The organism is Micromonospora sp. WMMD712 (assembly GCF_029581295.1).
GTDB lineage: Bacteria > Actinomycetota > Actinomycetes > Mycobacteriales > Micromonosporaceae > Micromonospora > Micromonospora carbonacea.
Genome location: NZ_CP120743.1, coordinates 3,740,989 through 3,754,828, shown reverse-complemented (window position 1 = coordinate 3,754,828; position 13,840 = coordinate 3,740,989). Strand labels below are relative to the sequence as shown.

Below are 13,840 nucleotides of genomic sequence, written 5' to 3'. Positions count from 1 at the left end.
GGAGGATCTCAGCGAACGCTCAGGATCCGCACCGTACCGTTGCCGCATGAGATCGCCGTTGTCGGCCGCACCGGTCCGACGGGCCCTGGCCACCCGCCCCCGCCGGATCGTCGCCGGTTCGGTGGCGGTCGTGCTGCTGGCCGCCGCCGTGCTCTGGGCGGCCCGGCCCGGCGAGGCCGGCTTCCGCGCCGAGCCCGCGATGATCACCGTGCGCTCCGGGCCGTCCGGCGACGAGCCGGTCGACCTGGACACCACCTTCTACCTGCCCGACGGCGCGACGGCGGACCGCCGGGTGCCGGCGGTGCTGCTCGCGCACGGCTTCGGCGGCACCAAGGAGTCGGTCCGCTCCGACGCCGAGGAGCTGGCCGGCCAGGGCTACGCGGTGCTCGCCTGGACCGCGCGCGGCTTCGGCCGCAGCGGCGGCCAGATCCACCTGGACAGCCCCGACCACGAGGTGCGGGACGCGCAGCGGCTGCTGGACTGGCTGGCCGCCCGTCCCGAGGTGCGCACGGACGCCGCCGGCGATCCCCGGGTCGGGGTGGTCGGCGGCTCGTACGGCGGCGGCCTGGCCCTGCTGCTCGCGGCCCAGGACCAGCGGGTCGACGCGATCGTCCCCATGATCACCTGGAACGACCTGTCCCGCGCGTTCCTGCCGGAGAGCACCGGCGGGCCCGCCACCTCCGGCGTGTTCAAGAAGGGCTGGGCGGGGCTGTTCTTCGGCGGCGGCGGCAACGCCGGCTCCGGCCCGGCCGGGCTCTCCGGCACCTCCGCCGCCCAGCCCGAGGGCAACCCGGCCTCGGCGGGGCCGCCGAGCCCCGCGCCGGGCGCCGGGCCGGGCACCGGTTCCGGGCGCGCGCCGGCCGGGGCCGCCGACCCGTCCTGCGGCCGGTTCGCCGCCGACGTCTGCGCCGCGTACCTGCGCATCGCCACCACCGGGCGGGGCGACCAGGCGGCCGTGGACCTGCTCCGCCGGTCCAGCCCGGCCGGCGTGCTCGACCGGATCAAGGCGCCCACCCTGCTGGTGCAGGGCGAGGCCGACACGCTGTTCCCGCTCGCCGAGGCCGACGCGAACGCGCGCGGCATCGCCGCCGCCGGCACCCCGGTCCGGGTGGCCTGGTTCACCGGCGGCCACGACGGCGGCGACGGGCCGCGCAACGACTCCGACCGGGTCAAGTACCTGACCGTCCAGTGGCTCGACCACTACGTCAAGGGCGAGGGGGCGGCCCCCGGCGACGACTTCACGTACTCGCGGATCGCCGGTTTCGACGCCCTCGACCGTGGCCTGGTCGCCACCGGCTTCCGCACCGCCGACTACCCGGGGCTGGCCGGCGACGCGCGCCGCGAGGTCGCGGTGACCGGCCCGGCCCAGCCGGTCGCCAACCCGCCCAACGGCAACCCGGCGGCCATCTCCTCGATCCCGTTCGCCGGGGCGCTCGGCTCGCTGCTCGGCGGCGTGGCGGGCGACGTGCCCGGCCAGCACGCCCGGTTCGAGTCCGCGCCGCTGGGCGAGGCGGTGGACGTGGCCGGTTCGCCGACCGTCACCCTGCGGGCCGCGTCGGCCAGCGGCGAGGCGGTGCTGTTCGTGAAGCTCTACGACGTCGACCCGCAGGGCGCGGCGACCCTGCCGAACGGGCTGGTCGCCCCGGTCCGGCTCACCGGCCTGCCGGCCGACGTCGGGGCGGCGAAGCCGGTCACGGTCACCCTGCCGGCGATCGTCCGCCGGGTCGAGGCCGGGCACCGGCTGCGGGTCGTGGTCGCCACGTCCGACCAGGCGTACACGACGCCGGCCGAGCCGGCGGTCTACACGGTGGCGGCCGGCGACGGTTCGCTCGTGCTGCCGACCGTGGCCGGCGAGCCGATCCCCACCACGGCCGTCGTCTGGCGCTGGGTGCTGGCCGGGCTGCTGGCCGCCATCGCGGTCGGGCTCGCCGCGGTCGTCCTGGTCGCCCGCCGCCGGCACCGCCGCCAGGACAGCTCCGTGCATCCCGAGTACGCGGGCACGCCGCTGGCCGTGCGCCAGCTCCGCAAGGAGTACGCCGACGGCTTCGTCGCCGTGTCGAACGTCGACTTCGAGGTGCACCCAGGTCAGGTCGTCGGCCTGCTCGGGCCGAACGGCGCGGGCAAGACCACCACCCTGCGGGTGCTGATGGGGCTCACCCAGCCCACCGCGGGCGAGATCTACGTCTTCGGCCGGCGGCTGGTGCCCGGCTCGCTGGTGCTGTCGCGCATCGGCGCGCTGGTCGAGGGCCCCGGCTTCCTGCCGCACCTGTCCGGCCTGGACAACCTGAAGGCCTACTGGCGGGCCACCGGCCGGCCGTGGGAGGACGCGCACTTCGACGAGGCGCTGGAGATCGCCGGGCTCGGCGACTCGGTGCACCGCAGGACCCGCAAGTACAGCCACGGCATGCGGCAGCGCCTCGCCATCGCCCAGGCCATGCTCGGCCTGCCCGAGCTGCTGGTGCTCGACGAGCCGACGGACGGCCTGGACCCGCCGCAGATCGCCGAGATGCGCCGGGTGCTCCAGCGCTACGCCACCGACGGCCGGGCGGTGCTGGTCTCCAGCCACCTGCTCGCCGAGGTGGAGCAGACCTGCACGCACGCGGTGGTGGTCAACAAGGGGCGGATCGTCGCGTCCGGCCCGGTGGAGGAGATCGTCGGCGAGTCGCCGAGCGTGCTGTTCGACGTGACCGACCCCGACGCGGCGCGCGACGTGCTGGGCCGGCTGGCCGGCGTCCGGGTGCTGCCCGACGCCGAGGGGCAGCTGGTGGTGGACACCAACGGCACCGCCCGCAGCGAGGTGGTGGCCGAGCTGGTCCGGGCGGGGATCGGGGTGGACCGGGTGGTGCCGCGCCGCCGCCTGGAGGACGCGTTCCTCGCCCTGGTGGGCGAGAACTCTCGGGGAAGCGGGGACCGGTGATGACGCAGTCGTCTTCCACGGTGGGCGCGGCTGCCGGCTACCGGCCGTCGGCGACCCTGCCGTTCGCGGCGGAGTTCCGCCGGCAGGCGTCGCGGCGGCGTACCCAGCTCGCGCTCGGGTTCATGGTGCTGCTGCCGCTGATCGTGCTTGTCGCGTTCCAGTTCGACTCCGGCAACGACGACGACGGCGGCGGGGGCGAGTTCTCCAGCCTCGCCGACCTGGCCACCTCGGGCGGACTCAACTTCACCCTCTTCTCGCTGCTGGTCTCGGCGTCGTTCCTGCTGGTCGTGGTGGTGGCGCTGTTCTGCGGCGACACGGTGGCCAGCGAGGCGAGCTGGGGCAGCCTGCGCTACCTGCTGGCCGTGCCGGTGCCCCGGGCCCGGTTGCTGGCGGTGAAGCTGCTGGTGGCGCTCGCGTACTCGGGGCTGGCCCTGCTGCTGCTCGCCGGCACCGCCCTGCTCGCCGGCACCCTCCGCTACGGCTGGGAGCCGCTGCGCAGCCAGGTCTCCGCCCAGCTCGACCCGGCCGAGGGGCTGCTGCGGCTGCTGGCCGTGCTCGGCTACCTGGCGGTCGTCCTGCTGGCGGTGGCCGGGCTGGCGTTCCTGCTCTCCGTCGTCACGGACGCCGCGCTCGGCGCGGTCGGCGGCGCGGTGCTGCTGTGGATCCTGTCCAGCATCCTGGACCAGATCACGGCGCTCGGCGGGATCCGGGCGTTCCTGCCGACCCACTACGCCAACGCCTGGCTGGGCCTGCTGTCGACGCCGGTGCAGACCGACGACCTGGTGCGCGGCTGCATCTCCGCGATCGCCTACGCCACCCTGTTCTGGTCGCTGGCCTTCTGGCGCTTCACCCGCAAGGACGTCACGAGCTGACGGCGGAGCCGGGCACCTGCCCGCCGCCGGGACCGGTCGGGCCCGGTGGGCAGCTCGGGATCGGGCCTCCGTGACCGCCCGTGCGTGGCGGGCAGGTCGGTCGTGAGTGATCGAGGGCCCCGTGACGGCTCGTGCCCGGCGCGATCGCGTCGAGTGATTGTGCTGGTGGGGAAGTTCCGCGTCTCAAATATCGTGGGAACGCTCCCACGGACAGGGACAAGCATCGACCTTATCAAATTCTTACCGCATTCTGACTGCATTGACTTCTGTCACTGGAGGTGTGGTATGAACATTGACCGGCTTAGCGGTCCCGTCCTGTCCCTGTTCCGCATGGTGATCGGCCTGCTCTTCTTGTTCCACGGCCTGTCGTCGCTGTTCGGTGTCTTCGGCGGCGCGCGAGGAACCGGTCAGGCGGTCCCGCTCGGCACCTGGCCAGGGTGGTACGCCGCCCTGATCCAGGCCGTCTGCGGCGCGCTGGTGCTGGCCGGGCTCTTCACCCGCCCCGCCGCGCTGCTCGCCTCCGGCTCGATGGCGTACGCGTACTTCGTGGTGCACCAGCCGGAGGGGCTGCTGCCGCTGCGCAACGGCGGTGAGCTGTCGGCGCTGTTCTGCTGGGCGTTCGTGCTCATCGCGGTGCTCGGCCCCGGCACGTGGGCCGTCGACAACCTGCTGGGCCGTCGCCGGGAGCCGGCCGTCGCGACGCCCGCCCCGAGCAAGCGCTCGGTGCCTGCCTGACCCGACCGCCCGCCCCGCGACGCCGCGGCCTTGGCCAGTTGTCGCTCGCGGCAGACCGGAACTGTCCAGGAATCGCCAGGCGGCGTCACGGGGCGGGCGGAGTTTCCCTTCGGGTGGCGAGGGCGGGGCGGCTCATCTCCGCCCCGGCAGCATGCCCCCGCCCGGCCGGTGCCGCCGGTCAGATCCCCCCGCACACGCGCCAGTCGCCGCCCTCCTCGACCAGGACGAGGACCTTCTCCCGGCCGCCGCCGCTGACGGTGACCTCGGCCCGGGACCGGCCGCCGGTGCTGCTGCTCACCTCGGTCGAGGTGACCCGGTAGCCGCCCAGGGGCGGCTCGGCCGCCCGGGCCCGGGCGAACTCCTCCTCTGTCAGCTGGCTGCGCACCTCCTCGCAGAGCCGGGCGTACGCCTCCGGGTGGTTGCCGTCCCGCACGTCGTCGAGGTACGCGGTCGCGGCGTCCCGGGCGGGCGCGGTGGCGCCCTGGACGGTGCGGAAGAACCAGATGCCGCCGCCGGTGAGCGTGCCTGCGCAACAGAGCAGCGCCACCACGGCGGCCACGATGATCACGGTACGGGTGGTCCGGCCCGGCCTGCGCGGCTTCGGGGGCGGACCGGGTGTCGGGGGATACGTCACGCCGTCAGGCTAGAAACCGCAGGCCACCCCCCGGCCCGGGGGCCCTGGAGACAGTGGCTCACGGTGCCGGGGCGGGTGCCCATGGTGACGGTGTGACCAAGTCGGCACCCCCGATCCGGCCCACACGCTGGGAACATCGGGTGGCGGTCGCCGCGATCCGCCGTAGACTCGGCGGCACAACTGAATACCTCATCCAGAGGGGCAGAGGGATACGGCCCGACGAAGCCCCGGCAACCACCCCCGTGCGTTCGATGGCGAACGCCGCGGACAGGTGCCAATTCCGTCCCCGCCGCAGGGTGCGATGCGGGGAAAGATGAGAGGACCTCCTCGACATGACGTCGACCCTCGCCGCGCCCGGCATCGACACCACGGCCAGCCCCGCCCGCGCCCTGGTCTGCCGCGCCTGTTCGGCGCGCTACCCGCTCGCCGCGCAGCACGCCTGCTACGAGTGTTTCGGCCCGCTCGAAGTCGACTACGACACGGCGGCCCTGGCCCGGGTCACCCGCGAGCAGATCGAGGCCGGGCCGCAGAACCTCTGGCGCTACGCCGCCCTCCTGCCCGCCGGCCAGGACCCGGCCGCCCGGGTGACCGTGGACCCGGGGCTCACCCCGCTGGTCGCCGCCGGCAACCTCGCCGCCGAGCTGGGCATCACCGCCCCGCTCTGGGTCAAGGACGACAGCGCCAACCCCACCCACTCCTTCAAGGACCGGGTGGTGTCGGTGGCGCTCACCGCCGCCCGGGCGCTCGGCTTCACCCGGTTCGCCTGCGCGTCGACCGGCAACCTGGCCAACTCGGTCGCCGCCCACGCGGCCCGCGCCGGCGCCCCGTCGATCGTGTTCATCCCCAGCGACCTGGAGCCGGGCAAGGTGGTCACCACCGCCGTCTACGGCGGCGAGCTGGTCGCCATCGACGGCTCGTACGACGACGTGAACCGGCTCTGCGGCGAGCTGGTGGAGACCGACGAGTTCGAGGACACGGCCTTCGTCAACGTCAACGTCCGGCCCTACTACGCGGAGGGCTCCAAGACCCTGGGCTACGAGGTGGCCGAGCAGCTCGGCTGGCGGATCCCGGCGCAGGTGGTCATCCCGATGGCGAGCGGCGAGCTGCTCACCAAGATCGACAAGGCGTTCAGCGAGCTGGTCGAGATCGGCCTCGTCGAGGCCCCGGCCGGCGGCTGGAAGGTGTTCGGGGCGCAGTCGGCCGGCTGCAACCCGATCGCGGCGGCCCTGCACGCCGACATCGACACCATCACCCCGGTCAAGCCGACCGGCATCGCCAAGTCGCTGAACATCGGCGACCCCGCCGCCGGGCTCTACGCCCTGGAGGCCGTGCGGCGCACCGGCGGGTGGATGGAGTACGTCGACGACGACGAGATCCGCGCGGGCATCCGGCTGCTGGCCCGCACGACCGGGATCTTCGCCGAGACGGCCGGCGGGGTGACCGTGGCGGTGCTGCGCAAGCTGGTCGAGTCCGGCCGGCTCGACCCGACGGCGGAGACCGTCGTGTTCAACACCGGCGAGGGGCTCAAGACCATCGACGCCGTCGCCGCCCAGGTCGGCCCCACCCACCGGATCAAGCCCTCGCTGCGCGCGGCCCGCGACGCCGGCCTGCTCGGCTGACTGTGCGGGCCGATCGGCCCGCCGATCCGTCGGGTAACCGACGTTTTGCCCTCCGTACGCAAAAACCCGCCGCCGAGGACTTGACGGCGGGAACCGGACGGCGCAAGATGCTCCGTGCGGGAGGGCGTTTCGCCGGAGACTTTAAGTTCTTACGACCCAGCGCCGGAGGCGTTGTGCGATCGTCCCTCCCGACCAACGTCCGATCGGGCCAGCGGAGAAATTCGCTGGCCCGATCGTCTTTCCCCGGCCACCCTCGGCCCATGGGCATCACCATCACCCCGATCGACCCGGCGGACCAGGGCGCGGTCGACGCGGCGTACCGGATCCGGGCCGCCGCCGACCAGGCGGACGTCCCCGACTTCCCGCCGCTGTGCCGGAGCCGCTTCGAGGCGGCGATCCGGCACCCGATGCCGGGCAACGTGCCGGCCTGGGCGCTGGCCCGGCTCGACGGCGAGCCGGCCGGCTTCCTCGCCCTCGACCTGCCGCAGCTCGACAACACCGACAACGCCACCGTCGACCTGTTCACGCACCCGGCGCACCGGCGGCGGGGGGTCGGCCGGGCCCTGCACGCGCACGCCGTGGAGCTGCTGGGCGAGCGGGGGCGCAAGCGGGTGGTCGGCGCGACCGTCGCGGCCCTGCCCGGCGGGCCGGCGCGCGGCGGGGCCGGCGGGGCGTTCGCCGCGGCGACGGGGGCGCGGGCGGTGCTCGCCGAGGTCCGCCGCCGCCTCGACACCACCCGGCTCGACCAGGCCGCGCTCGACGCGGCGCTGGCCGACGCCCGGTCCCGCGCCGCCGGCTACCGCACGGTCCGCTGGCAGGGCGCGGCCCCGCAGGAGCACGTCGCCGATGTCGCCCACCTCGACGGCCGGCTGATGGCCGACGCGCCCCTGGGCGAGATGGAGTGGGAGCCGGAGCGGGTCGACGTCGAGCGGGTCCGGGGCGTCGAGCGGGCGTTGGACGCGCGGGGCCGCCGCCGCTACCACCACGGGGCGGTGCACGCCGCGTCCGGCCGGCTGGTCGCCTGGACGACGATCGACCTCGGCCCCAGCGTCCCCTGGCACGCGTGGCAGCAGATCACCATCGTCGACCCGGCGCACCGCGGCCACCGGCTCGGGCTCCTCGTGAAGGTCGAGAACCTGCGGTACGCGCTCGACCACGAGCCGGGGCTGCGCGCGGTGGACACCTTCAACGCGCAGGCCAACACGTACATGATCGCCATCAACGAGGCGCTCGGGTTCCGCCCGGTCGACGCCTGGACCGACTGGCAGCTCACCCTCTGACTGGCCGGCCCGCGGCAGGGCGGCGGGCGTCCGGCGGCGTCCGCCGGCCCTACTGCCCGCCCGCCGGCTGCGGCATGATGGCGGGCATGACGGAGACCCCGCATCCTGCGTACGACAAGCACGCCGACACCCTGCACCGGGCGCTGACCGCGATCACGGAGCGCGGGTACTGGTCCGCCTATCCCGAGTCACCCAGCCCCCGGGTGTACGGCGAGACCGCCGCCGCCGACGGCAAGGCCGCCTTCGAGGCGTACCTGGGCGGCGACTTCCCGCTCGACCAGCCGGGCAGCGGCGACCGGGTCGCCACCGAGGCCAGCCCCTTCGGGCTGGAGCTGAACGTCAGCTACCCGCACCCGGGCGTCGACGAGCTGGTGGCCGCCGCCTCCGCGGCCCTGCCCGCCTGGCGCGACGCCGGCCCGCAGGCCCGCGCGGGCGTCTGCCTGGAGATCCTCGACCGGCTGCACAGGCACGTCTTCGAGCTGGCCAACGCGGTGCAGTTCACCAGCGGCCAGGCGTTCGTGATGGCCTTCCAGGCCGGCGGCGCGCACGCGCTGGACCGCGCCCTCGAAGCGGTCGCCTACGCGTACGCGGAGATGACCCGCCACCCGGGGACGGCCGGCTGGGAGAAGGCCGCCGGCAAGGGCGACCCGCTGCGGATGACCAAGACGTTCCACGTGGTGCCGCGCGGGGTGGCCCTGGTGATCGGCTGCAACACCTTCCCGACCTGGAACTCCTACCCCGGGCTGTTCGCCTCGCTGGTCACCGGCAACCCGGTGGTCGTCAAGCCGCACCCCCGCGCGGTGCTGCCGCTCGCGATCACCGTGAAGTACGCCCGCGAGGTGCTCGCCGAGGCCGGCTTCGACCCCAACCTGGTGCTGCTCGCCCCCGAGGCCCCCGGCGAGAGGCTCGCCTCCACCCTCGCCCTGCACCCGGCCGTGAAGATCGTCGACTTCACCGGCTCCACCGAGTACGGCGACTGGCTGGAGGCCAACGCCCGGCAGGCGACGGTCTACACGGAGAAGGCCGGGCTGAACGCCGTCGTGATCGACTCCACCGACGACTTCGCCGGGATGTGCCGCAACCTCGGCTTCACGCTGACCCTCTACAGCGGCCAGATGTGCACCACCTCGCAGAACATCCTCATCCCCGCCGGGGGCATCGACACCGACCAGGGGCACAAGAGCTTCGACGAGGTGGCCGCCGGGATCGCCGCCGCCGTGGGCAAGCTCACCGCCGACCCGGCCCGGGGCGTCGAGCTGACCGGCGCGATCGTCAACGACGGGGTGCTGGAACGCCTCGACGAGGTCACCAAGGTCGGAGCGGCGGTGCTGGAGTCGCGTACCGTCGAGCACCCCGCCTTCCCCGGCGCGGTGGTGCGGACGCCGACCATCGTCAGGCTCGCCGCCGCCGACACGGCGACGTACGGCCGGGAGTGGTTCGGGCCGATCTCGTTCGTGATCGCCACCGACTCCACCGCGCACAGCCTGGAACTCCTCCGCGCCACCGTGGGCGAGTCCGGGGCGCTGACCGCCGCCGTCTACTCGACCGACCCGGCGGTGCTGGACGCGGCCGAGGCGGCGGCGATCGACGTCGGCGTGCACCTGTCGTGCAACCTGACCGGCGGCGTCTTCGTCAACCAGTCGGCGGCGTTCTCCGACTTCCACGGCAGCGGCGCCAACCCGGCGGCGAACGCGGCGCTGACCGACGGCGCGTACGTGGCGAACCGGTTCCGCATCGTCCAGAGCCGCCGCCCCGCCTGAGGTGCAAGGAGGGGCCCCTTGTTAACGCTTTCTGTTGTACAGGGGGCCCCTGCAAACACCCCCGCCTCAGGCCGGGCGGCGCATCTGGAGCTCGCGCAGGGCGGGGAGCCTCGGGTGCGGGACCCGCACGCCCGTGTCGACGAAGCCCAGCTTCCGGTACGCCCGGTAGGCGCGGTCGTTGCCGACGACCACCTCCAGCATCAGCTCCGGCCGACCGCACTCCCGGGACCAGGCGGCGACCCCCTCGATCAGCGCGGCGAGCAGCCCGGTGCCGCGCCGGGCCGGCGTGACGTAGACGGCGTAGACGACGGTGAGGCCGGGTTCGTCCGCCGAGATCGTCCCGCCGGCGTGCCCGACGAGCCGCCCGGCGGGGCCACCCGGCCGGTCCGCGCCGGGGTCGGCGACGAACTGGGCGGTGTGCCGGCCGCTGGCGACCGACGCGACGCGGGCCGCGTACTCGGCGTGCGGGCGGGCGGCGGCCTCCGCCAGGGTCTCCAGGAAGGCCAGCGGCGCGTCGGCGAGCATCTCCAGCCGCAGCGCCCGCATCCGCGCCGCGTCCGGCAGGGTCAACCGGCGTACGTCGACTGCCGGCGCGGCGGTGTCGGCCGTCCCCGTCGGGGCGCTGCCCGGGTCGGTCGGCGGGCGGGAACCTGCTGTCATCCCGCATACCTATCGCAGTGATGGCCGCCTATGCCGCACCGGGTTGAGGTCGGTCCGTTATAGCCCTATTTGTGGTCGTGCGCCGTCGTCACTCCTCGTGTAGCGTGCGATTTCGGTCACTGGTTTCCCGGTCGGCGCAGACGGGTGAAACCGGTGTTCCCGGGGCCGCCGGTTCCGTCGGCGTACCCGCTCGTGGAAGGCCGCGCGACGTTAGGAAGTGCACCGTGGCACAGGGCACCGTGAAGTGGTTCAACGCCGAGAAGGGCTACGGCTTCATCGCCGTCGACGGGGGGCAGGACGTCTTCGTCCACTTCTCCGCCATCGAGATGGACGGCTACAAGGCGCTGGACGACGGGCAGCGCGTGGAGTTCGAGATCGCGCAGGGGCAGAAGGGGCCGCAGGCCGAGCGCGTACGCGTCGTCGCCTGACGCCCCGACCGGTTGGCCCGCGGGCGGGCGGGCCACCGATGGCCGGCGGAGCGCGCCGCCCCGGTCGGCGCGGACGGATCGGTCCGGGGCGGCGCGGACGGGGCGGTCCAGGAATGCTGCGGACCGTTCCCACATCGCCGCCGGGGAGGGCGCACGTCCCAGGGCGCATGTCCCAGCCATCTCCGTCCGATCGATCGATCCCACCGGGGGCCGAAGGGCCGGTCGGCCGCGCTTGGTCGGGCTGCGGTCGGTTTCCCGGCCGCCAGGTGCCGCGCCGGGTTGCCGACCCACCCTGGCCAAGGCTCCACCCTGGTCCGGCCCCAGCTTGGTCCGGCGCCAGCTTGGCCCGGTGCCACCTTGGCCCAGCACCACCTTGGCCCGGTGCCACCGCCGGTTCGCGCCGTGCCGTCCCGCCGTGGTAGCCCTGCCCACCGGGCCGCGCCGCGTCGTGGCCGCCGCCCGGCTGTGTTTCCGCCCGGACCCGCTGGTCGGCCTGCCCGGGGAAGGGGCGGGCGGATGGTCCCGGGTGCCCCGGCGCGCCGCGCCGCGGTCGGTGGCCGCTCGTGCCGGTCCCGGCTCTCGCCTGCCTGGCCGCACCCTCTCGGCTCTCTCGCCCTTCTTGGTCCGACCGTCCTGCCTCGTCGGTCCTGCCCTCGTCGGTCCTGCCCTCGTCGGTCCTGCCCTCGTCCGTCCTGGCCTTGGTCCGTCCTGGCCCTGGCCGTGTGCCTGGTCGCCCTGGTGCGCCTGGTCGTCCCGGTCCGGCCGGTCGTTACGGTCGTCACGTGCGCCGGGCGGCGGGCGTACGAGGGGTCGGTTACCGCCGCCCGGCCGGCGGGTGAAATCGGCTGAACCGGCGGGCCGGGTCGCGCTGGTCAGGTGGGGTCGACCCGGTCCGTCCGCCGCATCGTGCTTGCACTCGGCAGGGCAGAGTGCTAAACAAGTCATTGGCACTCGCCTTGGGTGAGTGCCAATGGTCGGGACGGTGGGGCCACGGCCGCACGGCGGAGATCCGTCGGGCGGCACATGGCCGGTCGTCGCGGGCTATCCGGCCCGGCCGAGGAGACGTCGTCGTCGCCAGGTGGCGACGTCCCAAGGTGCGTACACCAGGCGGCCCATCCGGGACACACACTCGGGTGGCCCGTGAGTGTCCAGGAGGACAACGCCGTATGGCCAAGATGATCGCGTTCGACGAAGAGGCTCGCCGCGGCCTCGAGCGGGGCATGAACCAGCTCGCCGACGCCGTGAAGGTGACCCTCGGCCCGAAGGGCCGCAACGTGGTGCTCGAGAAGAAGTGGGGTGCCCCCACCATCACCAACGATGGTGTGAGCATCGCCAAGGAGATCGAGCTCGAGGACCCGTACGAGAAGATCGGCGCCGAGCTGGTCAAGGAGGTCGCCAAGAAGACCGACGACGTGGCCGGTGACGGCACGACGACGGCGACCGTCCTGGCCCAGGCCCTGGTCCGCGAGGGCCTGCGCAACGTGGCCGCCGGCGCCAACCCGATGGCCCTGAAGCGGGGCATCGAGGCCGCCGTGGCCAGCGTCTCGGAGGAGCTGTCCAAGCTCGCCAAGGACGTCGAGACCAAGGAGCAGATCGCCTCCACCGCCTCCATCTCCGCCGGTGACAGCACCGTCGGCGAGATCATCGCCGAGGCGATGGACAAGGTCGGCAAGGAAGGCGTCATCACCGTCGAGGAGAGCAACACCTTCGGCCTGGAGCTCGAGCTCACCGAGGGCATGCGCTTCGACAAGGGCTACATCTCCGCGTACTTCATGACCGACCCGGAGCGGATGGAGGCCGTCTTCGACGAGCCCTACATCCTGATCGCCAACAGCAAGATCTCGTCGGTGAAGGACCTGCTCCCGATCCTGGAGAAGGTCATGCAGTCGGGCAAGCCGCTGCTGATCATCGCCGAGGACGTGGAGGGCGAGGCCCTGCCGACCCTGGTGGTCAACAAGGTCAAGGGCGTCTTCAAGTCCGCGGCCGTCAAGGCCCCCGGCTTCGGCGACCGCCGCAAGGCCATGCTGACCGACATCGCCATCCTCACCGGTGGCCAGGTCATCAGCGAGGAGCTCGGCCTCAAGCTGGAGGCCGCCGGCCTCGACATGCTGGGCCGCGCCCGCAAGGTCGTGGTGACCAAGGACGAGACCACCATCGTCGACGGTGCCGGCGACGCCGAGCAGATCCAGGGCCGGGTCAACCAGATCCGGGCCGAGATCGACAAGAGCGACTCCGACTACGACCGCGAGAAGCTGCAGGAGCGCCTGGCCAAGCTGGCCGGCGGTGTTGCGGTGATCAAGGTCGGCGCGGCCACCGAGGTCGAGCTGAAGGAGCGCAAGCACCGCATCGAGGACGCCGTCCGCAACGCGAAGGCCGCCGTCGAGGAGGGCATCGTCCCGGGTGGTGGCGTCGCGCTGGTGCAGGCCGGCAAGACCGCCTTCGACAAGCTGGACCTGACCGGCGACGAGGCGACCGGCGCGCAGATCGTCAAGATCGCGCTGGACGCTCCGCTGCGGCAGATCGCCGTCAACGCCGGCCTGGAGGGTGGCGTCGTCGTCGAGCGCGTCCGCAACCTGGACGCCGGCCACGGCCTCAACGCCGCCAGCGGCGAGTACGTGGACCTGCTGGCCGCGGGCATCATCGACCCGGCCAAGGTGACCCGGTCGGCGCTGCAGAACGCCTCGTCGATCGCGGCGCTCTTCCTCACCACCGAGGCCGTCGTCGCGGACAAGCCGGAGAAGGCCCCGGCCGCTGCGGCTGGCCCGGGCGGCGGGGACATGGACTTCTGAGTCCAGCTCCCACCGGAGTTCAGTTACACCGCACGTCGAGGGGGCGGGTCGCGTCAGCGGCCCGCCCCCTCCGCGTCGTCACGGCCGCCAGCGCCGGCCACTCCGGCCTCGGACACTCGGGCCGTCGGCACTCCGGCCAAGGCCAC

General features: G+C 73.7%; 10 protein-coding genes and 1 riboswitch. Of the genes, 8 read left to right on the top strand and 2 right to left on the bottom strand.

Translation table 11 applies throughout. The annotated features are described in order from the left end of the window. Positions 1 to 46: 46 nt before the first annotated feature. The 3 genes from O7633_RS16105 to O7633_RS16095 all read left to right on the top strand — a co-directional run bounded on the left by O7633_RS16105 (position 47) and on the right by O7633_RS16095 (position 4,524). Entirely contained in the window at positions 47 to 2,917 is a 2,871-nt protein-coding gene (locus O7633_RS16105) for an alpha/beta fold hydrolase (RefSeq protein WP_282328358.1), read from the top strand. Next, positions 2,917 to 3,789, top strand: coding sequence for an ABC transporter permease subunit (locus O7633_RS16100; RefSeq protein ID WP_074472356.1), 873 nt, complete (start codon positions 2,917 to 2,919; stop codon positions 3,787 to 3,789). Before O7633_RS16105 ends, O7633_RS16100 begins: the two co-directional genes overlap by 1 nt. A 285-nt stretch (positions 3,790 to 4,074) precedes the next feature. Next, positions 4,075 to 4,524, top strand: a complete 450-nt coding sequence (locus O7633_RS16095; protein ID WP_282328357.1) for a DoxX family protein — start codon at positions 4,075 to 4,077, stop codon at positions 4,522 to 4,524. Positions 4,525 to 4,702: 178 nt separating this feature from the next. On the opposite strand, the gene O7633_RS16090 is transcribed toward O7633_RS16095, so the two are convergent. Then, complete coding sequence (locus O7633_RS16090; protein ID WP_282328356.1) at positions 4,703 to 5,158, bottom strand: hypothetical protein; 456 nt, start codon at positions 5,156 to 5,158, stop codon at positions 4,703 to 4,705. A 186-nt stretch (positions 5,159 to 5,344) separates the two neighbouring features. Continuing rightward, positions 5,345 to 5,478: riboswitch (SAM riboswitch) on the top strand. Positions 5,479 to 5,490: 12 nt separating this feature from the next. On the opposite strand from O7633_RS16090, the gene thrC reads away from it, so the two are divergent. From thrC to paaN, 3 genes are all read left to right on the top strand, one after another. Then, a complete protein-coding gene (thrC, locus tag O7633_RS16085) occupies positions 5,491 to 6,777 on the top strand; it encodes a threonine synthase (protein WP_282328355.1) in 1,287 nt (428 codons plus the stop codon). A gap of 260 nt (positions 6,778 to 7,037) precedes the next feature. Then, on the top strand, positions 7,038 to 8,057 hold the full coding sequence (locus O7633_RS16080; protein ID WP_282328354.1) for a GNAT family N-acetyltransferase: 1,020 nt from the start codon (positions 7,038 to 7,040) through the stop codon (positions 8,055 to 8,057). An 86-nt stretch (positions 8,058 to 8,143) separates the two neighbouring features. Then, on the top strand, positions 8,144 to 9,817 hold the full coding sequence (gene paaN, locus O7633_RS16075; protein WP_282328353.1) for a phenylacetic acid degradation protein PaaN: 1,674 nt from the start codon (positions 8,144 to 8,146) through the stop codon (positions 9,815 to 9,817). A 66-nt stretch (positions 9,818 to 9,883) separates the two neighbouring features. Here the strand turns inward: paaN and O7633_RS16070 are convergent, their stop codons facing one another. After that, entirely contained in the window at positions 9,884 to 10,363 is a 480-nt protein-coding gene (locus O7633_RS16070; protein WP_282328575.1) for a GNAT family N-acetyltransferase, read from the bottom strand. Between the two features lie 338 nt (positions 10,364 to 10,701). Here O7633_RS16070 and O7633_RS16065 point away from each other — a divergent pair, with 338 nt between their 5' ends. Next, positions 10,702 to 10,905: a cold-shock protein gene (locus O7633_RS16065; RefSeq protein WP_007073263.1), complete on the top strand. Its 204-nt coding sequence runs from the start codon at positions 10,702 to 10,704 to the stop codon at positions 10,903 to 10,905. Positions 10,906 to 12,071: 1,166 nt separating this feature from the next. Beyond that, on the top strand, positions 12,072 to 13,694 hold the full coding sequence (groL, locus tag O7633_RS16060) for a chaperonin GroEL (RefSeq protein ID WP_178066567.1): 1,623 nt from the start codon (positions 12,072 to 12,074) through the stop codon (positions 13,692 to 13,694). The last annotated feature ends 146 nt before the right edge of the window (positions 13,695 to 13,840 follow it).